We start from the raw sequence: 23,982 nt of genomic DNA on the forward strand, positions 1-23,982 counted from the left end.
CGGTCACGCCGCTGTGCGCGGGCCCGGGCGCGCCGATCGTCCGCTCGGCGCGCCGAATCTGAGTTCCCGCTGGACAATCCGCTTTTCAGGGGGTATCAGAGTGGGTATGGCTACCGATATCAAGGTAGTGCGACACCGTGGAGGAGGTGGTCCTGGTGTCGGAGAGTCCTCCCACGTCGGTGCGGGCCTGGCGGGTTCGGCCGTGGAATCCCAATCCGCTCATGCGGTTTTCGGATCGATTCGAAGTGATCGTCCGGGCGCTGGCGGTGGCGGCCGTGGTGGTGGCGGTGCCGGTATCGGGCGCGATCGGGACCGTGAGCTATACCGGCGCGGCGGCTCGAATCGCGGCACAGGACGCGGGTAAGGAGCATGTCGACGCCACGCTCACCGGGGAGGCGCTGCGCCTGCCCGCGGCCGATCGATACGGCGTGCATCAGGACCGGTATCAGGCGCCCGCGACCTGGAATCACGACGGCCACACCATGATCGCGACCATCGACGTCCCCGGCCCGCAGACCACGGGCAGCACGGTGCCGCTGTGGATCGGCAATGACGGCAACCCCACCGTCGCCCCCGCCCGGCCGGGTGCGGCCGCCGCCGAGGGGGTCGGGACCGGACTCGCCATTCTGGTCGAAAGCTGGTGTGCCGCGGCGGCAACGGTGTGGATCACCGGAACCGTGCTGGAGACCCGGCGCAATTCGCGCTGGGAACGCGAGTGGCGTTCGATCAACCGGCCGATCGGTAAGGACAGCCTCTGATCGCGAGATATCCGGGCGCGGTTCAGTATTCGCCGTGCACCAGATGCCGCGGCGCCTCACCCGCGAGATATCTGCCGATCTGCTCGACCGCGATGGCCCAGCCGCGCTGCTGACCGCCCCGGCTGCTGCCGCCGACATGCGGGGTGATGAGCGCGCCCGGCGCGTCCCAGAGCGGATGCCCCGCGGGCAGCGGTTCTGGGTCGGTGACATCGAGAATCGCACGCAGACGGCCCTTTTCGAGCTCGGCCAGCAGGGCGTCGGTGCGCACCACCGGACCGCGCGCCGCGTTGACCAGGATCGCGCCGTCGGCCATTCGGGCCAGGAACGCGGCGTCCACCATGCCGGTGGTCGCGGCGGTCACCGGCACCATCAGCACCACGGCGTCGAAATCGCCCAGCAGCCCGGGCAATTCATCCACCCCGTGCACACCCGTGCGCGCCCGGGTGCCGACCTTGGCGACCTCGGCGTCGAACGCGATGAGTTTGCGCTCCAGCTCATTGGCCAGATCGCCCGCGCCGATGATCAGAATCCGCTTACCGGACAGGGTGTCGGTCTGATGCTGGGTCCACCGGTGCTCGCGCTGCGCCGCCGCGAACTCGATGAATTCCCGGTACACCGTGAGTAATCCGGTCATCGCCCACTCGGCGGTGCTGGCCCCGTGCGCGCCGCGCGCGATCGAGAGCATGACCCCCTCGGGCACCTTCCCGACCCAGGCCTCCGCACCCGCGGTGAGCAATTGCACCAGCCGCAGTTTCGGCAGCTCCCAGGTCATATGCACCGCTTCGGGACCGACCAGGAATCCCGGCACCAGCACCTCGGCGTCCTGTGCCCCGGCGGGCAACGGCTCCCCGAGCCGGAAACGCAATGCCCGCACGCCCTCCAGACGCGCGACCGCCGCGAGGCCGTAATCATCCGGAACGAGCACAGTCACCGTCATGGTGGTGACGTTATCGGATGGGCCTCGCGGCGGTCGCGAGCTGTCAATGCTGTCAATGAGGGTTAGTAATACCAGCGCCTGCCGCCGACCGGACGGCCGACCGAGCCGAGCGCCCAGAGCACCAGACCGGCCACCAGGACGATGATGCCGAGGGTGGTCAGCAGCGGAATGCCGACGAGCCAGCCGATGACGAGCAGGATGAGTCCGAGAACAATCATGACGATTTCCTATTTGGAGGTTGTTGCGGGGTTGGCCGGGTTATCGGCCGTAGGCCGGCGCAGGAAGCGGTTCATCGACCACTGCGGCTGCTGCTGCGCGGGTGCCGCGGCAGGCGCCGGCTTCGCCATCACCGGCTTCGCCGCCACCGGCTTGACGGGCGGCGCTTCCGGTACGGGGCTACCGAATTCCTTTCGCGCGGCGGCCATTTCGCGCCGCGACTGTCTCAGGTCCCGGCGTGCGGCGATACCGCGCCGGGAGGTGGTCCAGGTGCCCGCCAGCAGCATGATGAGCCCGCAGGTACCGACGGCGCCGATGAGGATGCCGTACGCGAAAAGTAGGCCCGAGGAACCCGTGTAGGTGTGGCCGAAGACGGTGAAACCGCCGGAGAGCAGATGGCTTTCGCCGCTGTTGGCTACTATCCCCGCGACCCCTACGGCCACGGCCGCGACCAGCGCGATGAGCCCGATGATGGTGAACATAGTCTCGCTATTCCCGCGCCGCGGCACAACAAACCCGCAGGACGCGGGGTTGTCCGGGTTTGGTGGGGCGGCACGCCGGGGTTTGCCGCGCGGCTCGCCGGTCATTGCGAAAGTGTTCGCGTAAACCACCCGGAAGGCAGACAGTATGAGCGCCTACACATTCCAACTCCCGCATTTCTCCGCCGATGCCGATCAGGCCGAACGCGCACTGCGCGGGCTGGACTCGACCAGCGCGGTGAACTCCGACAAATCCTCGGAGACACTGACCGTGAACTCCTCGCTGAGCTACGGCGAGGTGCTGGACGTATTGCGCCAGCAGGGCATATCGGCGCAGTAGCGCGGTCGCGCGGTAACGAAGGGATCGCTCACGGCGGGTCGCCCGCCCGGAATGGCAATCGAGCGGCAAACTCCGGGACATGTCCCTATCGCCCGATTGTCGGCGCGGGTAGCGGCCCGCCGTGGCCTGGCCGCTGTCCGGTGTTCCCGCCCCCATGCTGGCGGTCGGCGGCACACCGCCGGATGAGCCGGGGTGGGCGGTGGAGATGAAATGGGACGGGGTGCGGATCATCGCGGTGTGCGCGGCGGGGGAGTGCGCGCTCTACAGCCGCAACGGCAATGCCGTCGGCTCGTCCTATCCGGAGTTGGTGATCGCCCTGAAAACCTTGGCGGGTAACGGATCTCTGATCCTGGACGGCGAGATCGTGGCACAGCGGCCGGACGGCGCGCCCTCCTTCGGACTGTTGCAGCGGCGCATGCATGTGGCGCGGCCGGGCGAACAGCTCGTCGCGGAGGTTCCGGTGCGGTTCTTCGCCTTCGACGTCCTCACGCTGGGGGATCGCGACGTCATGCGCGAGCCGTATCTGACACGCCGCGAGATCCTGGCCGGACTCGAATTCACCACACCGCTCTCCGCCCCGCCGCACTGGCTCGATGTCGACGCGGACAGTTTGCTGAGTGCCGCCCAGGATCATCACCTCGAGGGCATCGTGTCCAAGCGTGTCGATTCGGTGTATCTGCCCGGCCGCCGATCGCCCGCCTGGATCAAGACACCGCTGCGGCGCAGCACCGAAGTGGTGGTTGCCGGTTGGACGCCGGGCACCGGCGCGATGGCCCCCACGTTCGGTTCACTCGTGGTCGGCGCGTACGACGAGACCGGTCGATTCGTCTACATCGGCAATGTCGGCACCGGTTTCACCCAGACCGCCCGGCGCATTATTCGCCGCACCCTCGATGAAATCGAGCTGGCGGCAAGCCCTTTCGAGCCCGCACCGCCGGAAGCCGCGGCGGGCCGCTGGCGCTGGGTGGATCCGATCCTGGTGGGCGATGTGCAGTATCGCGAATTCGCCGGGGCCCGGTTACGCATGCCGAGTTGGAAAGGTTTACGCACGGACAAGGCTCCGGTGCAGGTGGAAGTGCCTCCGGTGCACTGAGTGCGCCCTATGAACATTGCGTTGCGGCAACACAATTGGCGAAATTCCGCGGAAGCGACCACAATCGGAGGAATGGGCGGTGAAGGGTCACGAAAGCTGCGCGAGCTCTCGGCTCCCGATTCACTCGAGCGGTTGGCAAGCGCACAATACGGCCGAATCGTTTTCTCGCGCCGCGGACTTCCGATCATCAGGCCCGTGAACCATATTGTCGAACCGGACGCTGTTGTGGTGCGAGCCAATCTTGGCGCAAGTCTGCTGCGAGGTGACGGGCAGATCGTCGCGTACGAGGCCGACGACTTCGACGAGCGCACCCGGCGCGGCTGGAGCGTCATCGTCACCGGTGTGGCCCGGGTGGTGATGGATCCCGAACAGGTGCAGCGCTACGAGACGCTGCTGGACCCGTGGATCAATATGCCGATGGACCATGTCATTCGGATCGAGACCGAGATCGTCACCGGGCTCGAACTGGTCGACGATCTGGACGGGCTGAGGGTTACCGATCGGTAGGTCCCGCATCGTCCTCACCAGCGCCGGCGGCCTGCGGCCTGTGACGGGCGATACCTCTGCGGTAGCGTGACACGCCGTTGGACCGAGTGCGGCAACCCGCCGGTTAGCTCGGCGCGGCCCACGTGACGCGGTGTGAACCACGCCGCTGCGCGGTGTGGCCGCTCGCTCGTGGAAGGAACGTATGACTGCATCGGACAGGCAGGCGCGGGTCACCGAGACCGGCGCGGCCACCACCGACGAGGGCTATTCGCGCGGACTATCCCCGCGCACCATCCAGATGATCGCGATCGGCGGGGCCATCGGGACCGGATTGTTCTACGGCGCGGGCGGCGCCATCGAACAGGCCGGTCCCGCACTCATTCTGGCCTATCTCGCCGCGGGCCTGGCCATCTTCGTCATCATGCGGGCGCTGGGCGAACTGCTCACCTATCGGCCGGTCACCGGCAGCTTCGCCGAATACGCGAATGAATTCCTGGGCCGCTTCGCGGGCTTCGCCACCGGCTGGACCTACTGGGCGGTCTGGGTCGCCACCTGCATGGCCGAGATCACCGTGGCCGGTAAGTACGTGCAGTACTGGTTCGACATCCCGCAGTGGGTGACCGCGCTGGTGGTGCTCGGGGTCATGTTCGTGGCGAACCTGGTGTCGGTGAAACTCTTCGGTGAGGGCGAGTTCTGGTTCTCCACCATCAAGGTCACCGCCATCATCGCCATGATCCTGATCGGCATCGGCGTCTTGATATTCGGGTTCGGCCACGCCGCCAATCCGACGGTGAGCAATCTGTGGAACGACGGCGGGGTCTTCCCGAACGGGTTCAGCCAGGCGCTGCTGGCGCTGCAGATCGTGCTGTTCGCCTACGTCGGTGTGGAACTGGTGGGCGTGACCGCCGGTGAGGCCCGCGATCCGAAGAAGACGCTGCGCAAGGCGATCAATACGCTGCCGTTCCGCATCGGCCTGTTCTACATAGGCGCGCTCATCGTCATCATGTCGGTGTCCAGCTGGCGCACCTTCCATTCCGGTCGCAGCCCGTTCGTGGAGGTGTTCGAGCAGATCGGCATTCCCGGCGCGGCCGCCATCATCAACTTCGTGCTGCTGACCGCGGCGCTGTCCTCCTGCAATTCGGGGATCTACTCCACCGGGCGCATGCTGCGCAGCCTGGCCCAGCGCGATGAGGCCCCGAAGGCGCTGGGCGAGTTGAGTTCCCGGTCGGTGCCCGCGGTCGGTATCGCGGTATCGGCGGCGGTCATGGTGATCGGCGTCGGCGTGAACTACTTCTCACCGGAGAAGGCGTTCGGATACGTCACCTCGGTGTCCACCATCGGCATCATCTTCGTCTGGGGCGTGATCCTGGTGTGCCACATGATCTATCGCGCCCGGGTGCGGGCCGGGCTGCTTCCGGCCAGCGATTACCGGCTGCCCGGTGCGCCCGTCACCTCCGCGGTGGCGCTGGCGTTCCTGGCGCTGGTCGTGGTGCTGCTGTTCTTCACCGAATCGGGACGTACCGCGGTGGTGGTCGGCGTGGTCTGGGGCGCACTGGTGTGCATCGCGTATCCGCTGCTGACGCGGCGTCACGGGCAGCGCGAAAGCGTTTAAACAGCAACACGTTTCAACCGAACACGGCATGTCGGCGCTCCCGGAGGACTACCTTGCCAGCAGAAGGCAATTGCTCCGGGAGCGCGCATGAACGATCCGCGACAGTATGTGGTGATCGGAGGCGGGCTCGCGGGCCTGGCTTCCGCGGTGTGGCTGGCCGAGGCCGGTAAACGAGTCACACTGCTGGAGCGGCGCGGCCGGCTCGGCGGGCGCACGCACGCGCTCGAAGTGCCCGCGCTGCACGATATTCCGGATAACGGGCAACATGTCATCGCCAGCGGCTATGACCATCTGTTCCGATATCTGACCAGCGTCGGCACCCGCGACTACGTGGAATTCCCGCACCGGGGCGTACTGCGCTGGCCCGGCGGGCGCACCACCACCATGGGCACCAAGGGTTTTCAGGCCCTGCGATCGCTGCTCGGCGCGCATCCCGATGCGAGCGCGGGCGATCGGGCCCGGGCCGCGGTCGCCACCGCGCGCATGGGCTGGCAAAGCCTGCGCCAGCCCGCCGATCTGGCGGATCTCACCACCGATCAATGGTTCCGGCGGCTCGGCATGCCCGCCACCGCGCGCGAGGCGCTGTGGGATTGGCTGGCACTGGGCATCGCCGCCGAACCGGTGCGCCAGGAATCGGCGAAGGTCTTCGCCGATGTGCTCGCCACCGGAATTCGCCTGGGCGTCAAGCATCGCCGGGCGGTCAGCATCGGCTATCCGACCACCGATCTCGATACGCTGTTCGTCACCGGGGCGCACCGGGTCTTCGAACGGCACGGCGTCCAGGTGCGCTATCGCGCTGTGGCACGGCGGATTCGGATCGAGAAGGGCGCTGTCACCGGCGTGACGCTCGCCGACGGTGATGTCATCGCGGCCGATGCGGTGGTGTGCGCGGTGCCCAACTCCTATCTCGGCGGACTGCTGGACGAGCTGCCCGAACACGATGAGATCTATTCGGCCGCCGATAAATTGGGGTACACCCCGATCGTCAGCACCAACCTGTACCTGGATCGTCCGCTCGGCACCGAGGGCGCGATGGAGGCGCTCATCGGCGGGGCCGACGTCATCGACCAGGTCTTCGACCGTCAGCGCATGCACGGCCGCGGCACCGAACACGGCTGGCTGTACTGCCTGACCACCAGCGGGGCCTACGGGCAGGTGCACAAACCCAGTCACGAGGTGGTGGACGAGCAGATGGCCCTGCTGCGCCGCTACTATCCGGCCGCCGCCGATGCCGAAGTGCTGTACGCGCAGGTGGTTCCGATGCCGCGCGCCACCTTCTCCCAGGTGGTCGGGACCGACGGTCTGCGCCCCGGACAGCGCACCTCGATCCCGTCGCTGGTGCTCGCGGGCGACTGGACCCGCACCGACTGGTCCGCCACCATGGAGAGCGCGGCGCAGAGCGCGTCCCGCGCCGTCGAGCTGCTGCTCGCCCTGCCGGAATGACCAGGGTGCTACCGCGCGGCCGGATTACTCGCGTTCGGCTCGCGGTCGCGGCTCGCGAAAGTAATTGAGCACCAGGCGGGTGATATCGGCCAGGAAGCGTTCGCGCGGGATCGGCGGATCATCGAGCAGGTAGCGAATGGTCAGATGTTCGACCGCGCGCACCAGCATCCACGCGGCCGCGTCGAAATCCACATCGGCCGGGACCGTGCGCGAGCGCATCGACAACCCGAGTCGCGCCAGCTCACCGATCTGCTGTTCGAAGGCCAGCACCGTGGCCCCGGAGGACAGCCGCGGCGTCTGCTCCACCACCGCGCGCAGCAGTTCACGATGGGTGCCCAGGGCGTCCAGCAGTTCGGAAATGGTTTCCGGCACCGCGATTTCCGGGTCACGGGTCATATTCGCCACCACCCGGGCGCGCACCCGTTCGGCGACCACGCCGGTATAGCGCTCGATGACCGCCGCCACCACCGCGTCCTTGTTCGGGAAGTACTGGTACAGCGATCCGGGACTGATACCCGCCGTCTCGGCGATGCGATTGGTCGAGCAGCCGTCGTAACCGTGCGCGATGAGCACTCGTTCGCCCGCGTCCACGATGCGCCCGACCATGGCGCGCGAACGCTCCTGCCGCGGTGATTTCCGGGGTGCGGCAGGCGATTTCTGGACGTGTCGTTTCGGTGGCATGTCATTTCCACTGCGGTTCGGAACGCGAATTGAATGCGAGTAATTATTCGTGTCAGCCTGTGGCCATGGTGACACACGCCGAGGCCGGAAGCGACCCGCGCCTCGAACCCGAACCGCTGGGACCGGATTCGCTGACGTGGCGAATCTTCGGGTCGCTGTATTACGCGCCGACCGGATTCTTCATGGGCATGGTGCAGAACATGCATCCGGGACTCGGCGCCGGCGTCGAATTCCATTCCGACATCGCGAGCGAGCCGTATCAGCGCGTATTGCGTTCGGCCTACCCGATTCTCGGGGTGGTCTTCGACGGACCGCACGCCCGGCGCACCGCGCGCGAAATCGTCGGATACCACCGCGAGATCAAAGGCGTCGACGCTCAGGGGCGTCGCTATCACGCCCTCGATCCGGAGACCTTCTACTGGGCGCACGCGGTGTTCTTCGTACAGACCCTGCGCGCGGGCGAACTCTTCATGGGCGGGCTGAGTGCGCAAGAGCGCGAACAACTCTGGCAGGAGCACTACCGCTGGTACGAGCTGTACGGCATCAGCATGCGGGTGGTGCCGCAATCCTGGCCCGCCTTCCAGCGGTACTGGCGCGATATGTGCCGGGACACCCTCGAACCCACCGGGGCCGCGTGGGATGTGTTCAACCTGATCGACAACGCGCCCGTCCCGCCGTTCCCGGTACTGCGGCGACTCCCGGAACCACTGTGGAAGAAACTGATTCGGCCCGGCGGCGGGCGACTGGTCAAATTCGTCACCGTCGGACTGTGCGATCCCGCCATTCGCCGCACCATGGGTTTCACCTGGACCGCGCGCGATCAACGGCTCTTCGACCGGCTGTGCCGGGCGCTGTCGGCGGCCAATCGGATCACCCCGGCCGAGGTGAACTACGCCTTCCCGCGCATTCGCGCCGCCCGCCGCCGCGTCGCCGGGAAACGACCGGGCGCACTACCGCCACCGGAAGCGCCGCGCGCGCTCTGGCCCGCACCCGAACAGCGCGGCGACCCCAAGCACTACTGCCCCGTCCACGCCGATCCCGGCGCCGGCTCGGTCACCAAATTCCGTCAGCTGACAGGGTTTTGAGCAATGCGGCCATCGACCGATTCCCAGCCCGCGACCACGCACCCCTACGACTACTACTACCGCCCGGGTATGCCACTGCGGCCGCCGCCGTCGCGTGCGATCGCCTCGGACCTCTGGTACGAACCGCGCAAGGCCATGCTCTCGCCGTGGATGCCGGTGTTCCGCGAACCCCGTGAGACCCCGCGCACCCGCCTCATGGCCGATCACCTCTGGCAGGGCGATGAACCGATGGACGCGGTGGTCGCCGCCTTCCGCCGCCCGGGTGCGGCCGGTGGGCGGCGCATGCTGAATCAGGCGCTGGCGCACGGCATCGACAGCGTCGACGAGCCGCCCGCCGCACTGGTGAATCTCTTCGCGCGGATCGACAATCCGCCGCAGTGGTACGACCCGGACCTGTGGGAACACGGGCGCCGACTCTGGGTCGATGTCTCCACCGCCGGGAAAATGGCCATGGGCGTACAGGATTTCATGGGCACCTTCGTCGGCGCGGAGGTCGCCTCGGCGGTGGGGGAGACGGGGCGCTTCGTGCGAGATCCGTACCGCCGCAACCTGGAAACCTCGGTCTGGTTCGGCAGCGTCACCGCGCCCGGCGCGCTCGAACGCCGCTCGCCCATCCTGCACGACACCGTGCGGGTGCGGCTCATGCACGCCCAGGTGCGGGCCATGCTGCGCCGCCGCTGGGGCACCGAGCATTTCGCCTCGCACGGCAACCCGATCTCCAATGCCACCACCATGGGCGCGGCCGTCACCTTCGGCCTGACCCCGATCTGCTTCGACCATGTGCACGGAAGACGCCGCACGACAAAGCAACTCGATGCCGTCATGCACTACTGGGCCTATATCGCGTACTGCTTCGGCGTGGCCGATGAGCTCATCCCGCGCTCGGCGGCCGAAGGTATGGAAATGGTCGACTATATGGTCGCCACCGCCGGTGTCGCGCCCGAGCGCACCGCCGCCATGGCCGGTGCGGCGACCCGCGCCTTCGCCGATCGCTCGCTGCCGGGCCGGGCCCGCATCGCCGCCACCGCACCGCTGGTCGGGGCGCTGGCGTTCTACAGCAGCGAACCGCTTGTGCGAACCCTGTTGGCGGACACCCCGCTTCGCGATGTACCGGTTCGACCATGGGCCGGTGCCACCGCGCTCGCCACCACCGCGGCGGTCCGCCTGCGCGCACTCGATGATCGACTACCGGGTGCTCGCCGCCGCATGATTCGCCGCACGGCGGGCTCGGATCCGTTCTGGGGGCGCAATATTCGCATCGCGCGCTTCCTGGCCGCCCGCGCCGGAATTCACGGCACCCCGTTCGACCACCACGATGCCTCCGCCGACGGCATCGCCGGCTGTCCCGTCTGACAGCTCAGGCGGATCCGCCCGCGATGGTCAGATACACGACCATCAGCGTGAAGAGGAACCAGCCCGCGCCCTGCCAGATCGGCCACACCCCGCCGGCCCGCCACTCGCGCAGGGTCAGCACGAACGCACCGATACCCCCGAACAGCAACACCAATCCGGGACCCAGCCCCACCGTCAATTTCGCGGCGGTATCGCAGAGCATGGTGTCCGCGTCCAGGCATCGCGGTCGCGCGGCCGCCCACACCAGGGCCGCCGCGGCCACCACGGCGGTCAGCGCCAGCACGATCACCACGTAGCGTGCCGCCCGCCGAAAGGTCCGCGGATCGCGCCACCGCTTCTCCACATCGTCGACCACCGCGCACCTCCTCCACCGAAACCGGCCCCGCGGGAATGAACCCGCATCCCATTCCGAACCTACTCGCCCCCGTCGCACGCACGGCGCGCGCCGATCCCGAGCGGGTGAACCTAATCCGGTGGCGGTGGGTGGGCGGGCGTGTCAGCATCGGCTGATGCCGCACTGGGTCCAAGTCCTGCCCGCCTTCCTGCTCGCCTGCCTGATTCTGGCCGCCCTGCCCGGTCCGGCCACCGCGCTGTTCCTCCAACGATCGGTGCGCGATGGTCGCAGGGCGGGGCTGGCGGCGGTGGTGGGAAACGAGATCGGCGTTTTCGGGTGGACGCTGGCGGGTGGGGCCGGGCTGTCGGCACTGCTGGTCGCCAACCACTTCTTGAGCGTGGGTATTCATATTCTCGGCGCGGCGGTGCTGATCTGGCTGGGTGTGCAGGCGTGGCGCAGTGCCCGCGGTGCGCGTCGGACGCAGGGTGAGGATGCCTTCGGTGCGGCGCTGACCTCGGTACTTCCGGGCGGGCATACCCCGGCGGCGGCATTTCGCGCATCACTGGTCTCGATCGCGGCCAACCCCAAGGCGGCGGTATTCGGCCTGACCATCCTGCCGCAGTTCCTGCCGACCGCAGGTCCGGTGCTGCCCACGGTCGTCATTCTCGCCGCGATCCAGCTCGTCATCGATACGGCCTGGTGCGTGGGTGTGGTGCTGGCCGCCGATCGAGCCGGAAACTGGCTGCGGCGCACCGAGATCCGGCAGCGGGTCGAGCGGGCCCTGGCGGCCGTGCTGATCGGCCTCGGCATCGGACTGGCGGCCGACGCGCGCTGACCCCGCCTCGATGGCTACGGCGATGGAGTGAGGACGGGAAAGTCCTGGCCGCCGACGTAGACGGTGTGGTTTTCCGGCGCGGGAGCGGTGGTGGCGTCGGCTATCGCGGTCGCGAAATCCTCGATGGTGGGCAGTGTGCCGTGCTCACGACGGGCGGTGACGGCCTCCGGATCGCGGCGCTCGAGCAGCCGGACGATGATGGTGCCGTCGATCATGTCACCGGAAACGACGGTGAAAGTGATTCCACGGCGGTCGAATTCGGGAATCAGGGCGCGCAGCGCGTCTTCGCCCGCGCGCTTGCTCGCGGCGATGGGTTCATAACCGGTGGGAACCGGGCGGGTGGGGGAGAAGTGCGCCTGATGGCTGGTGACGAAGACCAGGCGCCCGCCCCCGGGTAGGTGCGGGAGCGCCAGATCGACCAGTCCGGCCTGGGCGTCTCGGTTCAGTCGCATGGCATAGCCCGGATCGGCATCGCGTTCCAGGCCGCCGGAGGCGTTCAGGATCAGCACGTCCAGGCGGCCGAACTCGGCCACGACGCCATCGATCAAGGCCGCGGCGCTGTCCGGGTCGCTGATATCCGCGCCCGCGACCGACGCACTGCCCCCGGCCGCCGCGATCTCCGCCGCGATGGTTTCCGCGCGCTTGCGCTTCTCGCGGTAGTTGATGACGACGTGGTCCCCGCGTGCCGCCAGCACCCGGGCCGTCTCCGCGCCGATGCCGCGAGATGCACCGGTGATCAACACTATTCGCTTCATATGCGTCCCTTCGACCCCGACGAGTGCTTCTGATTTAGAATCAATATGGTGGTTCTGAATGAGAAGCGCAAGCGCACCACCCGCCCCCGCACTGGCCGCCATGGAACTGCTCGGCCAGCGCTGGATGCTGCGCGTGGTCTGGGAGCTCGAACCCGGCCCGCTCGGATTCCTGGAGCTGCGCCGCCGCATGGGCAACTGCTCGTCGAGCATGCTCTCGGTGCGCATGCAGCGCTTGACCGAAGCCGGGGTGGCGGTCAAGAAGGCGGACAAGTCATATGAATTGACCACCGCCGGTAAGGAACTCGCGGCGGCCCTGAAACCGTTGTGGCAGTGGGCCGGACACTGGGGCACGCACCTGGAGCGGACCGCCGCCGATTCCGACGCGTAAGGAGTTCGCATGCGCCGCAGGCTGTTCCCGGTTTCGGTCCTGGGCCCTGTGATCCTGCTGCTGACCGCGGCCGGGCTCTACGTACTGATGAATTCGCGCACCTATCAGGTGGCCGGGCGAATCGTGCCCCGGGTGGACACCGATCGGCCGGTGGTGGCGCTGACCCTGGACGACGGGCCCACCGAACGCACGCCGCAGCTGTTGAAAGCCCTGGCGGACGCCGGAATTCCGGCCACCTTCTATCTCATCGGTTCCGAACTCGCCGCCCATCCGGAGCAGGGCGCGGCCATCGCGCGGGCGGGTCACGAGATCGGCAATCACACCTATACGCACCGGCGGATGATCCTGGTCGGCCCGGGCACCGTACGCGATGAGATCGAGCGCACCGATGCCGAGATCGCGAAGACCGGCTACGCGGGCACGATCACGGTGCGTCCGCCCAATGGCAAGAAACTCCTCGGACTGCCCATGTATCTGTCCGACCACGACCGCACCACGGTCATGTGGGATGTGGAGCCGGACTCCGGCAAGCGCCCGACCACCGAGCAGATCGTGACCGAGACGCTGGCGCGAGTGCGCCCGGGGTCGATCATCCTGCTGCACGCCATGTACGAATCGGGGGCGGCGTCACTGGCCGCCATCGGGCCGATTGCCGCCGGATTGAAGGCCCGCGGGTACACCTTTGTCACCATTTCGGACCTATTGGCGAAATCCGGCAGTACCTAGACCGACAAAATTGTGTCACTGGCTGATATGGGCAGTGCGAACACTTGTGCAGTTGTCCGACTGAACACATACACTGTCTGGGACGTGAATCAGAATGTGGAGAGGTGACACGATGGGAGACCGGACGGTCGTCGCCGACGTCGCCGACGAATTGGCACGGCGGGTGGCATCCGGGCAGTACACGCCCGGTGGACTCATGCCGTCCGTTCGACAGGTGGCCGACGAGTTCGATCTGAATCGTGCGACAGCGCAACTGATTCTGGGACGGCTCGAGTCGTACGGCTTCGTGGACGCGCACCGCGGCAAGGGATTCGTGATCCGCGATGTGCGCGCCGAGGGCGGTGTGGATGTGTACCGGAGACTGTTCCGGCTCTCCATGCCCGAGCCCGAGGTGGCCGCGGAGATGTTCGGCAACATTGTCGAGGAGGAGCGCGGTATCGCCCTGGAGGCGCTGCTCGCCTACACCGGCAGTGAACGCGCGGTAGATCCGAGCGAACTCAAGGCCGATATCGACGAGTTGGAAACCCTTGCGCGCAGCGCGGATCCGAATCCGCATCGCATGCTGCGCATCGAGTTGAACCTGCTGCGGCGGTTGCTCACCGCGCTCGGGCACGGCATGCAGCGGGCGGTGCTCAACTCCATCGGCGAGATGGTGCTCGAGGTGCCCGAGGCGGTGCAGGCCTACTTCGCGGTATCGCCGGATCTGCACGTGCTGGTCTGGCGCGCACTGGTCGCGGTGTGGGAATCGGACAGCGGGCCGAGCGAAGCGCAGCTGGCGCTGTTCGAGGATCTGTTCGGGCTCTACCACCAGAAGGTGATCGCCCGATTCGAGGAATTGTCCGGCGCCATCGCGGACGTGGAAGAAACGGTGCACGCCGCCACGGCGTGATCCATCCGGGATATACGACGCCGGGCCGGTTTCGTCTGAGACGACGAGACCGGCCCGGCGTTGTTGTGCCGTACGGGTTTCCGGCCGAGCTACTGCCCGATGACGGCGTTCATGATGGTGCCCGCGCTGGTCGCGATAATGCCGCCGACCAGCGCTCCCGCAATCTGTTTCGGTGCGGTGAGCGCACCGCCGCTCCACTTCTCCCAGGCGAACCGGCCGCCCGCGTAGATGATGGCGAGTACCCCGGCCAGCAGCACGAACCAGGTGAAATAGCGGACCAGGCGCAGCAGTTTGTCTGCGACGGGCGGTGTTTCGGGCGTGGGGTTGAACACTTGGGCCAGATAGTCCTGGGCCAGCAGGTCGTGCGCGGCAGTAAGAATCATCTCGGCGCTCTTCCACGTGACGGCGGTTTCCTATCCGGAGTACCCGCCGGAGCCCGTATTGCGCAAGAGAATTCAGTTGTTCCGCGTCACTCGCTCACGCATTCAGTCCACGTCATTATCCGCGGAGAGATAGGCGATGGCCGCCAGATACTGCCGGCAGGCGAAGTGTTGATCATGTGCGCGCAGAATGGTCCGGGCCCGGCGATAATTCAGACCGCGCGGTTCGATTTCGCAGTCATCACCGGAAAGGTCGTTGCTGCGGGCGAGCATCTGTGTCATTGGATGCCTCTGGCCGAGGGTGAATGGTTGTACCGAAGTTTATGAGGCTGCAAGGAGCAGATGCAAGTGCATCTGTACGTTCGAGCGGGCGTGTCGGTGAGATTGGTCCGGTTCGGTGTTGTTGGGGCGTATGGGTTTACGCGCCAGCCACCACTGTGACGGAATGTCCGGAATGGTGGCGGGGACCTCGCGGCCACCCTGTCATACCGCGCGGGGGCGGTTTCGGGCGGCCGGCAACCTTTCGCTATTCCGCCCGTCAGTGGATGGGTGCTGTAGATCGAAGCATCCGCTTTGCCTGACTCGGGGGATGGCCGGGGTGTTCGCCAGAGATTGCCCTGCGTGAGTCTGAAGACCTCACGCGCCTTATCGGTGCAGACCGTCCGGTACGAAATGTCTGATTTTCTTCACAACTTCGCATCGCCACGCCGTTGACCAAGATCAAAGGTGTTGTGTTGCAAAGGATTCACGGAAATCAAGGGATCGATGGCGGGCTACCCGCGTGCTATCGTCTACTTGCGGTTGCAACTGTAAGAACATTTGACCGAACATTTGCAAGTACTGGGACACCACTCACGGGTGGTACTGGCAAGGAGTCTGAAATGATGGACAATCCGGCAACCCATATCGACATCGACGTTGCTCAACTCGCTTGGCGCAAGAGCACTTTCAGCAACCCGAGCGGTAACTGCGTGGAACTCGCGAAACTGGCGAACGGCGAGGTAGCCATGCGAAACTCTCGTGATCCTGAAGGATCGGTACTGGTCTACACCCGCCCCGAGATCGAATGCTTCCTGTTGGGCGCCAAGAGCGGAGAGTTCGACGATCTCGCTCTCTGAGCGGTAGCATTGGCAATCGGCGCGGTGGTACGCGACGTTGCGGTTGCGGTTGTGGCCCACTGCCGGAAAACCCGAGCATCGGAGTGGACCCCATGATCGCAGAACCCGTTCCTCACGGTCGGGCGAATTCCGCTGTCGTAGACCGTGGCCCGACCGCTTTGCGTATCGCAGTGGGCGGGCAGCTACGAAAGTTGCGGGAAGAGAACGGCATCACCAGGGAAGCCGCCGGTGAACACATCCGCGGCTCTCATGCCAAGATCAGTCGCCTCGAGCTCGGGCGTACCGGATTCAAGGAGCGCGATATCCGAGACCTGTTGACCCTTTACAAGGTCGACGATCTCGGAGAGCGCGAACAGTTCCTTGATCTGGTGCGCAAGGCGAATGAACCCGGCTGGTGGCATCGCTACAGTGATCTGCTGCCGCAGTGGTTCGAGACCTATCTGGGTCTGGAGTACGCGGCCAAGTCCATCAGAACCTATGAGGGACAGCTGATTCCGGGCCTATTGCAGACCCCCGATTACGCCCGCTCCATCGTCGCACTCGGACATGACGAAGACGGTGAGCGGCGCGTATCGCTGCGCCGGCACCGCCAGGAGCTGCTGACCCGCCCGAGCGCGCCCAGCTTCTGGGCGGTGCTCGACGAGGCCGTGCTGCACCGTCCGGTGGGTGGCGCGGCCGTGCTGCGCGATCAGATCCATCAGTTGATCGAACTGTCGAAGCTGCCGAATGTGACCATTCAAATCCTGCCGTACACCGCGGGAGGCCATGCGGCAGCGGGCAGTTCGTTCACGATGCTCCGCTTCGCGGAGATGGAGTTGCCCGATATCGTCTACCTGGAGCAGCTGACCAGCGCGCTCTACCTGGATCGCCGGGCGGATCTGGAGCTCTATCGCCAGGTCATGGATCAGCTGAGTGTGCAGGCCGAGGCGCCGGAGCGTTCCCGCAAACTGCTGGCGGAGATCGCCGACGCGCTCTGATCGAAGAATAGGGACTTACGGATACAGGCTGCGGGGCCCCTTTTGGGGGCCCCTGCCTGCGTATGCCGAATGTTCTCTTGTTCGTCCCGGAACTACTGCCTGATAAAGCTGGAAGCGATACGCCAGAACGCTTCCGGCTGCATCATGTGCAGATCCCAGTCGTTCACCATCGCGTGCGCGGTGGTGACTATTCGCTCGATATCAAAATCATACCGAGTGGCCGCTCCAGTGGATTCGACCTGATCGATGACGAAAGCGGTAGCCGACTCGTGTGAGCAGGATTGCTCCGGCTGGGTTCTATCGGCAAACCCGAGTCGGCTGAGGTTAATTGGCTGGTTCATTAGAACGCCCCTGATGCCAAGCCGAGGGTTAAACCGATGGCGCGGAATCGCCGGTGATCCACCGCTCGGCTCCCTGGTTGTCCCCTACGGTGCCTTGCACGTCGAGTCTATGACCGTGCTGCGCGCAGATGCAAGTACATCTGCAACCTCGAATATGTAGGGCCACCAGGGATTTCGGGATGCTAAAAGTTTGCGAGCGGACTTTTCCGGGCGGTCGTCAGGAACGATTGTGATCGTCGCGCGAGTGCGCGCGATGCCGTTGTTCAGCGATAATCATCGCAATTCCGGTCCATAGGCAGAGCCCGCCCGCGAGCCCGCTGAGAATCGCCCAGCCGGTGAAACCGTATCCGGCGACCATCATGGTCAGCGCGACCGCCACGATTCCGGCGGTGGCCAGGGCGAGTCCGGGACCGTCGTGAATGTCGTCCCCCGAATTCCCCGACTGCTGCGCCATCGTCGCCGCCCTTCCTCGCGGCAATGCGCCGCCGATTACAGCGGGATACCCGCCGCGGCACGGGCCAATCACGGCCCGCGCAGTGACAATCCACACGAGTCATCCTGTCGCGCCTGGCGTTTCGGCCCGGGGGCCTCGGGTACCGCCGCTTTGTCAGGCAATACCGACACTGTGGAGGTGTTTCTCTTGTCCGAGCACGAAAAGGGCGGTTTTCAGGAAGGCGTCGAAGGCGTCGTAGAGGGCGCCAAAGGCAAAATCAAAGAGGCCGCGGGCACTGTCTTCGGCAATGACGAACTGCGCGGTGAGGGCCAGGCCCAGCAGGACAAGGCCGAATCCCAGCGTGAGGCGGCCGCCCACGAAGCCGAGGCCGAGAATGCCCGCGCCCAGGCCGAGGTCGACAAGCAGCGTGAGCGCGCGCATCAGCGCGACTAGCCCGGGCACGCGATGACGTGATCGGCAATCGGGAATCGCCCGGCGAATACCATCGCCGGGCGATTTTCATGATCGGATGCGGTGCGGGCGTCCTTGCGGCACACTGGAATTCATGACCGATCCACGCAGCCTGGAGCTCCGTCGCGCAGCCCTGCTGCGTGAGTTGACCGCGCTGCGCGAACGCGTCGCGGAACTGCGCGCCGACTACGCCGCCCTCGGCGAGTCCGGCACCCTCGTCGATACCGACGGCATCGCCGCGCTGCTCACGCCCGGCCGCTGTATCGCCGGTGCGCGCGAGGTCTTCGAGGAGGCGGAAATCGAACTCACCGCCGCGACCGATGCCCTGGATCGCGCGGGCGTCTACACCACCCGGCTGCGCCCGGTCCTGCTCGATTGACTCCGATACCGCCCGATTGAGCCAGGCCGATCCGGCGCGGCTGTGGGAAATGCCACCGGCCGCCGGTGGGCCGCCGTATTGAAACCGGTTCCATGCCTGTGTTAGGTCTGGGAACAGTGGTTTGATCAACGGAACTGGACAGGTGGACCCGTGGTGGATGTGCCGGCGTATTTCGACGAGGTGGACGGCGGGTTCGTACCTACACCGATCGCGGCCAGTCAATGGTCCGCGGCGCAGGTGGTCGGACCCGCGCTCTGCGGGCTGATGGCCCGGGAGCTGGAGCGCGAGCACGCCACCGACGGTTTCGTCCCCGTGCGCCTGACCGTGGACATGTTCAGCGCCGCCCGTTTCGAGCACACCACCACCCCGATGGTCCGGGTGCGCGACGGTAAGCGCATTCGCGTCGCGGATGTGTCGGTCATGCAGGGCGGCAAGATGGCCGCGCGCGCCTCGGTGGTGCTGCTGCAACCCTCCGAACAGCCCGCGGGCGCGCTCTGGCGGCGCGAATTCGAGCCGCTGCCACCGGCATTGGATATCGCGCCCGCCACCGATCTGCCGCAGATCCCGCTGTTCAGCAGTGACGCCGAACCGGGCTACTGGTCCTCGGTGCCCACCGAGCACGAGAACACCGCGCGCAAGCGCACCTGGCAGAGCCCCATGCGCGTGATCACCGGTGAGGAACTGTCCCCGTTCACCCGCGCCGCCCTGGTCGGTGAGGCGACCAGCATGATGACCAATTGGGGTGACGCCGGAATCGGCTTCATCAATACCGATATGACCCTGGCGCTGTCGCGGATGCCCGATGGCGCGCAGATCGGCGTCGAGGCAGACAGTCACTTCAGCGAACGCGGTATGGCGGTCGGGGTGGCCACGCTGTTCGACCGGCGCGGCGCGTTCGGCAGCTGCATGGTCACCTCGGTCTCGAACGCGGCGCGGCAGATCAGCAGTGCGCAACTCGACGCGGTGATGACCCTGCGCAGCTGAATGGCAAGCGGCACAGCGTTTTCCCGATCCGGTGCCGCCGATCGGCTCCGCGCGCAGGTCCCGGAGCCGATAATCATGTGGTGATCCCAGGTGGTGAACACCGCGGCCGAACGCCCGCGCTCGATCAGGTGATGGGTGGCGCCCGCCAGCACGTCGGCAGTTTCCGGTTCTGGTCCGCGGATCAGCGCTGGGAATGGTCCGATGAGGTCGCCGCCATGCACGGTTATCCGCCCGGAACCGTCGTGCCGACCACGGAACTGCTGCTCGCGCACAAACACCCCGAGGACCGCGAGCAGGTGGCGAGCTCGCTGGACCGCGCGGTGCGCAATCAGGAGCCGTTCTGCAGCAGGCACCGCATTCTCGATACCGGCGGCGCCGAGCATCACGTGATCGTGGTGGGCGACCATATGGTCGACGAGCGCGGCCGGGTGATCGGCACCGCGGGCTACTACATCGACGTCACCGGCACCCTCGCCGAACATCGGCAGGAAACGCTGGACGATACGCTGCCCGAGCTCTACCGCGCCCGTGCGGTGATCGAACAGGCCAAGGGCGCGCTCATGCTGGTGTACGGCATCAATGCCGAACAGGCGTTCCGGGTGCTCGCCTGGCGCTCCCAGGAGACCAACACCAAACTCCGCACGCTGTCCGAACGGCTGATCGCCGAGGCGACGAAAATGGGTGGAGCGGCCGTGGAGTCGCGGACGCGCTTCGATCATCTGCTGCTGACCGTGCATGAGCGACTGTCGTCGGAGTGATCCGGCGGGCAGACGTTTCGGCGCGGCCCGGCCGGGTATCGCAGCGGATGACGAGGACGGACGCGGTTATCCGGTGGAAATTCACGCGATCGACGTTTCGCCGATGACGGGAATGTTCGGAGCGGACGGAGACAGGTATGGGCGACCCGATCACCCAGCCATCGGCGGATACCGGCACGGTGGGTGTTCGGGTGCCGGCCGAACTCGACCAGCTGACCATGCTGCGCGCACTCGCCGAAACGGTCGCTCTCATCGGTGATTTCGCCCTCGACGCGCTGACCGATATTCGCGTGGCCGTGGACGAGGTCGCGACGGCGCTGATAATCGCCGCGGTGCCGGACAGCTGTGTCGAGTGCGAATTCGACTACGACGCCGAGTACATGCGCGTGCGAATGTCCGCGATAGCCGGTGGCGGCGGTGTATTCGACGAACGCGGATTCAGTTGGCAGGTGTTGCACACCATCACCGAGAATCTCGCCGCGCACTCGAGCCCATTCGACGCCGGGAGCGGGGGATACCCGGTATCGATCGAATTCCACCGCCCGCGCGGTCCCGGCCGCTGACGGCACATTCCACGCTCAGCGCCACATTCTGTTTTCGATTCGGCGACACGCACGTGCCGATCGACACAGTGTGGTATCGATGCGGCTTCGAACAGACCACCCCGGAGTGTCGGCACCCGGACCGGGTTTACGCTCGCCAGGTCCGCCGAGCCCACGAATTCCGCTGGGGGTGTCTTGCTCTCCGTTCTGCGAATTGTCGCTGCCGTCTTGATGTTCGGCGGATTCGCGGGAGTCGCGCACGCCCAACCGGCCGATGCACCCCCGTCCGGCACACCGGTTTCCGGATTACTCCCCGCGTTTCAGCAATGGGTCGACTCGGTCGTGCCGCCGCCCGCACTGCCCATCGCGCCCGCCACCCCGCTGGTGGACGCGGGCGGGCTCACCCCGGAACTGGCGGCCCTGCGCGCCGCCACCATGCCCTCGCCCATCGGCGACGGTTTCGTCGACGAATGGCCAACCCGGCTGGAGGACTTCGGTTCCGGGCAGCTGATCGCCTGGCGGGATGTCACCAATACCGGCGGGCCCGCGCTGTTCATGCCGGTGCGCCAGGTGGTGCAGCTCAAATATCGGACCACCGACGCGCACGGTGCGGCCTCGTACGCCATCGCCTCGCTGGTGCTCCCGCTCGGACAGTGGGGCGGCGACGGCGAGCGGCCGGTGGTGGTGAACAATCTGCCGATCAATTCGCTGGGTCGCGATTGCAATCCGAGTTACACACTGGCGCACGGCTATTCGAATCTGACCAATCTGGCCGAATATCTGCCGCCGACCACCCAGTTGGCGCTGCTGCACGGCTACGCGGTGCTGATCACCGATCACGAGGGTCCGCGCATGGCCTATGCCGAACCGTATGTGGCCGGGCACGCGATATTGGACGCGATTCGCGCCGTCCGCGGTTCCATGCCGAATGAGTTCGGCACCAGTCGATTCGGGATGATCGGTTATTCCGGCGGTGCGATCGCCACCAAGGGCGCGGTGAAACTGATGGCCGACTACGCCCCCGAATTGGCCGATGTGGTGGTCGGGGCGGCGATGGGCGGCGTGCCCGCCGATTACGAGATCCTGGCGCGCAGTATGAACGCGAATCTGGCGTCGGGGGTGTTCATGGCGGCTACCTTCGCCATCGGGCGGGAGCGGCCGGAGATCCTGGGGCATATGAACAAACTGGCGCAGTGGGTGGCGCTGGTCATGAAGGACACCTGTATGGATTCCTTCGGCGTGCCCGGGCTATTGCAACTGCCCATGGACGCGGCCGCCGATTTCCCGGATCCGCTGCACAGTCCGCTGGCGCGGCAGATCTATTCGATCACCCGCATGGACGGTATGAAATCGGCTGTGCCGCTGTACATCTACAACGGTGAGCAGGAATTCTGGGTGCCCGCCGAGGGCGCGAAGAACCTCTACGCCGAACAGTGCGCGCTGGGGGCGACCGCGATCTACCGCAGTGTGGTCGGCGAGCACATCATCGCCGCGTTCACCGGTTATCCGGAGTCCCTGGAATGGCTCGGGGCGAGACTCGGCGGCGAACCCGCGCCCAACGAGTGTTGACACGGAACCGCCCCGGTCGTGCTGACCGGGGCGGTTCTGCTGGTCACTCCCGGATCACATCGGGAACAGATTGTGCTTGCGCGGGTTGGGCTTGCGCACCGCGTCCTTATCGCGCAGCAGCTGCAATGCCTTGCGGATCTCCAGGCGCGTCGCCGAGGGTTCGATGACCGCGTCGATATAGCCGCGCTCGGCTGCCGTCCACGGGGTCGCCACGGTGGCGTTGTAGAAGTCGATCATGCCCTGCCGCACGGCTTCCCGATCCTTCTCCGGGGTGGCCTCGAGCTGACGCTTGCCCACGATCGGGATCATGGACTCCGCGCCCATGACCGCCAGGCGCGCGGTCGGCCAGGCCAGGCTGATATCCGCGCCGAGCTGCTTGCAGCCCATGACCGCGTAGCCGCCGCCGTACGCCTTGCGGGTCACGATGGTCACGATCGGCACGGTGGCCTCGATCAGCGCGCGGAACATGCGCCCGCCGCGCTTGATGACGTGATTGCGTTCCTCGTCCACGCCCGGCAACACGCCCGGGGTGTCGACGACATAGACCAGCGGAATATGGAACGCGTCGCAGAGCCGGATGAAATGCGCGGCCTTGTCCGAGCACGCGGCATCGAGCGCGCCACCGAGCACCAGCGGCTGATTGGCGATCACACCGACCGGACGGCCGTCGACACGCGCGAACCCGGTAATGAGATTCGCCGAGGTTTTCGCGCTGATCTCGTGGAATTCGCCGTCGTCGAAAATGCGCAGCAGCACCTCGTGCATGTCATAGCCGGTCTTGTCCAGATCGGGCATGAGCTTGTCGAGCTGGCGGTCGGTATCGGTGAGCTCGGGCTCCAGACCCGGGTTGACCACCGGCGGCTGCTCCAGGCAGCTGGTGGGCAGATAGCTCAGGTAGTCCCGGACCCACTGGAAGGCCTCGGTCTCGGTCTTGGCGACATGGTGCACGGTGCCGTTCTGCTCCAGCGCGCGTGCCCCGCCCAGCTCCTCGGCGGTGACGACCGACCCGGTGACGGCCTTGATGACCTCCGGGCCGGTGACGAACATGTACGAATCCTCGGTCGCGACAAGCACATCCATATTGATGGGCCCGTACACCGAACCGGCCGCGCACTTGCCGAGCATGACCGCGACCATCGGCACATAGCCGGACAGGTCCTCCTGCAGGCGGCACATGATGGCGTACCAGGCCAGCGAGGCCACGCCGTCCTGAATGCGCGCGCCGCCGGAGTCGTTGATGCAGACCACCGGGCAGGCGTTGTTATAGGCGAAGTCCATCACCGCGCGCACGCGGCGGCCGAACATCTCGCTGACCGAGCCGCCGTACACGGTCTGATCGTGCGAGATCACCACGACCGGGCGGCCGTCGATATAGCCGCGGCCGGTGACCACGCCGTCGCCGTAATAGGCGTTGGGGTTGCCGGGCTGGCGGATGAGCGCGCCCATTTCGACGAAGGTGCCGGGGTCCAGCAGCATTTGCGCGCGTTCTCGGGCACTGGGGATACCTTTGGCGCGGCGCTTCTGGATGCCCTTCTCACCGGAAGGTTCTTCGGCGATCTCCAGGAGCTTGCGCAGTTCCGCCAGCTTCTCCGCTGTACCCGTCATTACTTCGGTCTTGCC

31 protein-coding genes are annotated in these 23,982 nt (G+C 66.4%); 20 read left to right on the forward strand and 11 right to left on the reverse strand.

The features are described from left to right. Positions 1 to 155: 155 nt before the first annotated feature. Positions 156 to 758: a hypothetical protein gene (locus ACFVUS_RS01705; protein ID WP_387761209.1), complete on the forward strand. Its 603-nt coding sequence runs from the start codon at positions 156 to 158 to the stop codon at positions 756 to 758. Positions 759 to 780: 22 nt separating this feature from the next. On the opposite strand, the gene ACFVUS_RS01710 is transcribed toward ACFVUS_RS01705, so the two are convergent. The 3 genes from ACFVUS_RS01710 to ACFVUS_RS01720 form a co-directional block, all read right to left on the reverse strand. Further along, complete coding sequence (locus ACFVUS_RS01710; protein WP_387761210.1) at positions 781 to 1,695, reverse strand: 2-hydroxyacid dehydrogenase; 915 nt, start codon at positions 1,693 to 1,695, stop codon at positions 781 to 783. A 62-nt stretch (positions 1,696 to 1,757) separates the two neighbouring features. Beyond that, complete coding sequence (locus ACFVUS_RS01715) at positions 1,758 to 1,913, reverse strand: hypothetical protein (RefSeq protein WP_387761211.1); 156 nt, start codon at positions 1,911 to 1,913, stop codon at positions 1,758 to 1,760. A gap of 9 nt (positions 1,914 to 1,922) precedes the next feature. Further along, positions 1,923 to 2,393 carry a hypothetical protein gene (locus ACFVUS_RS01720; protein WP_387761212.1) on the reverse strand — a complete coding sequence of 157 codons (471 nt, stop codon included), beginning with the start codon at positions 2,391 to 2,393 and terminating at the stop codon, positions 1,923 to 1,925. Between the two features lie 145 nt (positions 2,394 to 2,538). Between ACFVUS_RS01720 and ACFVUS_RS01725 the strand changes: the two genes are divergently transcribed. The 5 genes from ACFVUS_RS01725 to hpnE all read left to right on the forward strand — a co-directional run bounded on the left by ACFVUS_RS01725 (position 2,539) and on the right by hpnE (position 7,364). Continuing rightward, entirely contained in the window at positions 2,539 to 2,730 is a 192-nt protein-coding gene (locus ACFVUS_RS01725; RefSeq protein WP_387761213.1) for a hypothetical protein, read from the forward strand. 121 nt (positions 2,731 to 2,851) lie between these two features. Next, positions 2,852 to 3,823, forward strand: coding sequence for a non-homologous end-joining DNA ligase (gene ligD / locus ACFVUS_RS01730; RefSeq protein WP_387761214.1), 972 nt, complete (start codon positions 2,852 to 2,854; stop codon positions 3,821 to 3,823). A 72-nt stretch (positions 3,824 to 3,895) separates the two neighbouring features. Further along, entirely contained in the window at positions 3,896 to 4,330 is a 435-nt protein-coding gene (locus ACFVUS_RS01735) for a pyridoxamine 5'-phosphate oxidase family protein (RefSeq protein ID WP_387761215.1), read from the forward strand. A 181-nt stretch (positions 4,331 to 4,511) separates the two neighbouring features. Further along, the gene (locus ACFVUS_RS01740) at positions 4,512 to 5,921 is read left to right on the forward strand and encodes an amino acid permease (protein ID WP_387761216.1); all 1,410 of its coding nucleotides are present in this window, start codon (positions 4,512 to 4,514) and stop codon (positions 5,919 to 5,921) included. A gap of 87 nt (positions 5,922 to 6,008) precedes the next feature. After that, positions 6,009 to 7,364 carry a hydroxysqualene dehydroxylase HpnE gene (gene hpnE, locus ACFVUS_RS01745; protein WP_387761217.1) on the forward strand — a complete coding sequence of 452 codons (1,356 nt, stop codon included), beginning with the start codon at positions 6,009 to 6,011 and terminating at the stop codon, positions 7,362 to 7,364. Between the two features lie 24 nt (positions 7,365 to 7,388). Here hpnE and ACFVUS_RS01750 read toward each other — a convergent pair whose 3' ends face one another. Then, complete coding sequence (locus ACFVUS_RS01750; protein ID WP_387761218.1) at positions 7,389 to 8,045, reverse strand: TetR/AcrR family transcriptional regulator; 657 nt, start codon at positions 8,043 to 8,045, stop codon at positions 7,389 to 7,391. 65 nt (positions 8,046 to 8,110) lie between these two features. Between ACFVUS_RS01750 and ACFVUS_RS01755 the strand changes: the two genes are divergently transcribed. Together ACFVUS_RS01755 and ACFVUS_RS01760 are read left to right on the forward strand one after the other, a co-directional pair. Continuing rightward, entirely contained in the window at positions 8,111 to 9,130 is a 1,020-nt protein-coding gene (locus ACFVUS_RS01755; protein WP_387761219.1) for an oxygenase MpaB family protein, read from the forward strand. A 3-nt stretch (positions 9,131 to 9,133) separates the two neighbouring features. Then, positions 9,134 to 10,483 carry an oxygenase MpaB family protein gene (locus ACFVUS_RS01760; protein WP_387761220.1) on the forward strand — a complete coding sequence of 450 codons (1,350 nt, stop codon included), beginning with the start codon at positions 9,134 to 9,136 and terminating at the stop codon, positions 10,481 to 10,483. 4 nt (positions 10,484 to 10,487) lie between these two features. On the opposite strand, the gene ACFVUS_RS01765 is transcribed toward ACFVUS_RS01760, so the two are convergent. Further along, positions 10,488 to 10,838: a hypothetical protein gene (locus ACFVUS_RS01765; RefSeq protein WP_387761221.1), complete on the reverse strand. Its 351-nt coding sequence runs from the start codon at positions 10,836 to 10,838 to the stop codon at positions 10,488 to 10,490. Between the two features lie 154 nt (positions 10,839 to 10,992). Between ACFVUS_RS01765 and ACFVUS_RS01770 the strand changes: the two genes are divergently transcribed. Beyond that, positions 10,993 to 11,652 carry a LysE family translocator gene (locus tag ACFVUS_RS01770; RefSeq protein ID WP_387761222.1) on the forward strand — a complete coding sequence of 220 codons (660 nt, stop codon included), beginning with the start codon at positions 10,993 to 10,995 and terminating at the stop codon, positions 11,650 to 11,652. Between the two features lie 14 nt (positions 11,653 to 11,666). Here the strand turns inward: ACFVUS_RS01770 and ACFVUS_RS01775 are convergent, their stop codons facing one another. Then, complete coding sequence (locus tag ACFVUS_RS01775) at positions 11,667 to 12,407, reverse strand: SDR family oxidoreductase (RefSeq protein WP_387761223.1); 741 nt, start codon at positions 12,405 to 12,407, stop codon at positions 11,667 to 11,669. 58 nt (positions 12,408 to 12,465) lie between these two features. Here ACFVUS_RS01775 and ACFVUS_RS01780 point away from each other — a divergent pair, with 58 nt between their 5' ends. From ACFVUS_RS01780 to ACFVUS_RS01790, 3 genes are all read left to right on the forward strand, one after another. Continuing rightward, complete coding sequence (locus ACFVUS_RS01780; RefSeq protein WP_387761224.1) at positions 12,466 to 12,795, forward strand: winged helix-turn-helix transcriptional regulator; 330 nt, start codon at positions 12,466 to 12,468, stop codon at positions 12,793 to 12,795. Positions 12,796 to 12,804: 9 nt separating this feature from the next. Continuing rightward, positions 12,805 to 13,521, forward strand: coding sequence for a polysaccharide deacetylase family protein (locus ACFVUS_RS01785; RefSeq protein ID WP_387761225.1), 717 nt, complete (start codon positions 12,805 to 12,807; stop codon positions 13,519 to 13,521). A 112-nt stretch (positions 13,522 to 13,633) separates the two neighbouring features. Further along, positions 13,634 to 14,410 carry a GntR family transcriptional regulator gene (locus ACFVUS_RS01790; protein ID WP_387761226.1) on the forward strand — a complete coding sequence of 259 codons (777 nt, stop codon included), beginning with the start codon at positions 13,634 to 13,636 and terminating at the stop codon, positions 14,408 to 14,410. Positions 14,411 to 14,499: 89 nt separating this feature from the next. Here the strand turns inward: ACFVUS_RS01790 and ACFVUS_RS01795 are convergent, their stop codons facing one another. After that, on the reverse strand, positions 14,500 to 14,793 hold the full coding sequence (locus ACFVUS_RS01795) for a hypothetical protein (protein ID WP_387761227.1): 294 nt from the start codon (positions 14,791 to 14,793) through the stop codon (positions 14,500 to 14,502). Positions 14,794 to 14,895: 102 nt separating this feature from the next. Next, entirely contained in the window at positions 14,896 to 15,063 is a 168-nt protein-coding gene (locus ACFVUS_RS01800; protein ID WP_387761228.1) for a hypothetical protein, read from the reverse strand. Positions 15,064 to 15,671: 608 nt separating this feature from the next. Here ACFVUS_RS01800 and ACFVUS_RS01805 point away from each other — a divergent pair. Next, positions 15,672 to 15,908, forward strand: a complete 237-nt coding sequence (locus tag ACFVUS_RS01805; protein WP_387761229.1) for a DUF397 domain-containing protein — start codon at positions 15,672 to 15,674, stop codon at positions 15,906 to 15,908. A 92-nt stretch (positions 15,909 to 16,000) separates the two neighbouring features. After that, positions 16,001 to 16,885, forward strand: coding sequence for a helix-turn-helix domain-containing protein (locus tag ACFVUS_RS01810; RefSeq protein WP_375966998.1), 885 nt, complete (start codon positions 16,001 to 16,003; stop codon positions 16,883 to 16,885). A gap of 92 nt (positions 16,886 to 16,977) precedes the next feature. Here the strand turns inward: ACFVUS_RS01810 and ACFVUS_RS01815 are convergent, their stop codons facing one another. Both ACFVUS_RS01815 and ACFVUS_RS01820 read right to left on the reverse strand, forming a co-directional pair. Beyond that, positions 16,978 to 17,226 (reverse strand): hypothetical protein, encoded by a 249-nt coding sequence (locus ACFVUS_RS01815; RefSeq protein WP_387761230.1) that lies wholly within the window; start codon positions 17,224 to 17,226, stop codon positions 16,978 to 16,980. 217 nt (positions 17,227 to 17,443) lie between these two features. Beyond that, positions 17,444 to 17,680, reverse strand: a complete 237-nt coding sequence (locus ACFVUS_RS01820) for a hypothetical protein (RefSeq protein WP_387761231.1) — start codon at positions 17,678 to 17,680, stop codon at positions 17,444 to 17,446. A gap of 186 nt (positions 17,681 to 17,866) precedes the next feature. Here ACFVUS_RS01820 and ACFVUS_RS01825 point away from each other — a divergent pair, with 186 nt between their 5' ends. The 6 genes from ACFVUS_RS01825 (at position 17,867) to ACFVUS_RS01850 (ending at position 22,362) form a co-directional block, all read left to right on the forward strand. After that, positions 17,867 to 18,112, forward strand: a complete 246-nt coding sequence (locus ACFVUS_RS01825) for a CsbD family protein (protein WP_387761232.1) — start codon at positions 17,867 to 17,869, stop codon at positions 18,110 to 18,112. 112 nt (positions 18,113 to 18,224) lie between these two features. Beyond that, a complete protein-coding gene (locus ACFVUS_RS01830) occupies positions 18,225 to 18,509 on the forward strand; it encodes a hypothetical protein (protein WP_387761233.1) in 285 nt (94 codons plus the stop codon). Positions 18,510 to 18,659: 150 nt separating this feature from the next. Further along, positions 18,660 to 19,493, forward strand: a complete 834-nt coding sequence (locus ACFVUS_RS01835) for a thioesterase family protein (protein WP_387761234.1) — start codon at positions 18,660 to 18,662, stop codon at positions 19,491 to 19,493. 131 nt (positions 19,494 to 19,624) lie between these two features. After that, positions 19,625 to 20,251 carry a PAS and ANTAR domain-containing protein gene (locus ACFVUS_RS01840; protein WP_387765349.1) on the forward strand — a complete coding sequence of 209 codons (627 nt, stop codon included), beginning with the start codon at positions 19,625 to 19,627 and terminating at the stop codon, positions 20,249 to 20,251. A gap of 137 nt (positions 20,252 to 20,388) precedes the next feature. Continuing rightward, the gene (locus ACFVUS_RS01845) at positions 20,389 to 20,814 is read left to right on the forward strand and encodes an anti-sigma factor (RefSeq protein ID WP_387761235.1); all 426 of its coding nucleotides are present in this window, start codon (positions 20,389 to 20,391) and stop codon (positions 20,812 to 20,814) included. Between the two features lie 174 nt (positions 20,815 to 20,988). Beyond that, positions 20,989 to 22,362, forward strand: a complete 1,374-nt coding sequence (locus tag ACFVUS_RS01850; protein WP_387761236.1) for a lipase family protein — start codon at positions 20,989 to 20,991, stop codon at positions 22,360 to 22,362. A gap of 54 nt (positions 22,363 to 22,416) precedes the next feature. Here the strand turns inward: ACFVUS_RS01850 and ACFVUS_RS01855 are convergent, their stop codons facing one another. Next, positions 22,417 to 23,967, reverse strand: coding sequence for an acyl-CoA carboxylase subunit beta (locus tag ACFVUS_RS01855; RefSeq protein ID WP_387761237.1), 1,551 nt, complete (start codon positions 23,965 to 23,967; stop codon positions 22,417 to 22,419). Positions 23,968 to 23,982: the final 15 nt, after the last annotated feature.

This window comes from Nocardia sp. NPDC058058 (assembly GCF_042885355.1).
GTDB lineage: Bacteria > Actinomycetota > Actinomycetes > Mycobacteriales > Mycobacteriaceae > Nocardia.

Bases quoted from the DNA above. Each gene is read 5' to 3' on its own strand.
- ACFVUS_RS01780 (WP_387761224.1), top strand. From the start codon at position 12,466: ATGAGAAGCGCAAGCGCACCACCCGCCCCCGCACTGGCCGCCATGGAA.
- ACFVUS_RS01810 (WP_375966998.1), top strand. From the start codon at position 16,001: ATGATCGCAGAACCCGTTCCTCACGGTCGGGCGAATTCCGCTGTCGTA.
- ACFVUS_RS01710 (WP_387761210.1), bottom strand. From the start codon at position 1,695: ATGACGGTGACTGTGCTCGTTCCGGATGATTACGGCCTCGCGGCGGTC.
- ACFVUS_RS01720 (WP_387761212.1), bottom strand. From the start codon at position 2,393: ATGTTCACCATCATCGGGCTCATCGCGCTGGTCGCGGCCGTGGCCGTA.
- ACFVUS_RS01795 (WP_387761227.1), bottom strand. From the start codon at position 14,793: ATGATTCTTACTGCCGCGCACGACCTGCTGGCCCAGGACTATCTGGCC.
- ACFVUS_RS01840 (WP_387765349.1), top strand. From the start codon at position 19,625: ATGGGTGGCGCCCGCCAGCACGTCGGCAGTTTCCGGTTCTGGTCCGCG.
- ACFVUS_RS01760 (WP_387761220.1), top strand. From the start codon at position 9,134: ATGCGGCCATCGACCGATTCCCAGCCCGCGACCACGCACCCCTACGAC.
- ACFVUS_RS01830 (WP_387761233.1), top strand. From the start codon at position 18,225: ATGACCGATCCACGCAGCCTGGAGCTCCGTCGCGCAGCCCTGCTGCGT.
- ACFVUS_RS01715 (WP_387761211.1), bottom strand. From the start codon at position 1,913: ATGATTGTTCTCGGACTCATCCTGCTCGTCATCGGCTGGCTCGTCGGC.
- ACFVUS_RS01800 (WP_387761228.1), bottom strand. From the start codon at position 15,063: ATGCTCGCCCGCAGCAACGACCTTTCCGGTGATGACTGCGAAATCGAA.
- ACFVUS_RS01750 (WP_387761218.1), bottom strand. From the start codon at position 8,045: ATGCCACCGAAACGACACGTCCAGAAATCGCCTGCCGCACCCCGGAAA.
- ACFVUS_RS01820 (WP_387761231.1), bottom strand. From the start codon at position 17,680: ATGGCGCAGCAGTCGGGGAATTCGGGGGACGACATTCACGACGGTCCC.
- ACFVUS_RS01725 (WP_387761213.1), top strand. From the start codon at position 2,539: ATGAGCGCCTACACATTCCAACTCCCGCATTTCTCCGCCGATGCCGAT.
- ACFVUS_RS01735 (WP_387761215.1), top strand. From the start codon at position 3,896: ATGGGCGGTGAAGGGTCACGAAAGCTGCGCGAGCTCTCGGCTCCCGAT.
- ACFVUS_RS01775 (WP_387761223.1), bottom strand. From the start codon at position 12,407: ATGAAGCGAATAGTGTTGATCACCGGTGCATCTCGCGGCATCGGCGCG.
- ACFVUS_RS01790 (WP_387761226.1), top strand. From the start codon at position 13,634: ATGGGAGACCGGACGGTCGTCGCCGACGTCGCCGACGAATTGGCACGG.
- ACFVUS_RS01855 (WP_387761237.1), bottom strand. From the start codon at position 23,967: ATGACGGGTACAGCGGAGAAGCTGGCGGAACTGCGCAAGCTCCTGGAG.
- hpnE (WP_387761217.1), top strand. From the start codon at position 6,009: ATGAACGATCCGCGACAGTATGTGGTGATCGGAGGCGGGCTCGCGGGC.
- ACFVUS_RS01845 (WP_387761235.1), top strand. From the start codon at position 20,389: ATGGGCGACCCGATCACCCAGCCATCGGCGGATACCGGCACGGTGGGT.
- ACFVUS_RS01815 (WP_387761230.1), bottom strand. From the start codon at position 17,226: ATGAACCAGCCAATTAACCTCAGCCGACTCGGGTTTGCCGATAGAACC.
- ACFVUS_RS01770 (WP_387761222.1), top strand. From the start codon at position 10,993: ATGCCGCACTGGGTCCAAGTCCTGCCCGCCTTCCTGCTCGCCTGCCTG.
- ACFVUS_RS01755 (WP_387761219.1), top strand. From the start codon at position 8,111: ATGGTGACACACGCCGAGGCCGGAAGCGACCCGCGCCTCGAACCCGAA.
- ACFVUS_RS01805 (WP_387761229.1), top strand. From the start codon at position 15,672: ATGATGGACAATCCGGCAACCCATATCGACATCGACGTTGCTCAACTC.
- ACFVUS_RS01740 (WP_387761216.1), top strand. From the start codon at position 4,512: ATGACTGCATCGGACAGGCAGGCGCGGGTCACCGAGACCGGCGCGGCC.
- ACFVUS_RS01785 (WP_387761225.1), top strand. From the start codon at position 12,805: ATGCGCCGCAGGCTGTTCCCGGTTTCGGTCCTGGGCCCTGTGATCCTG.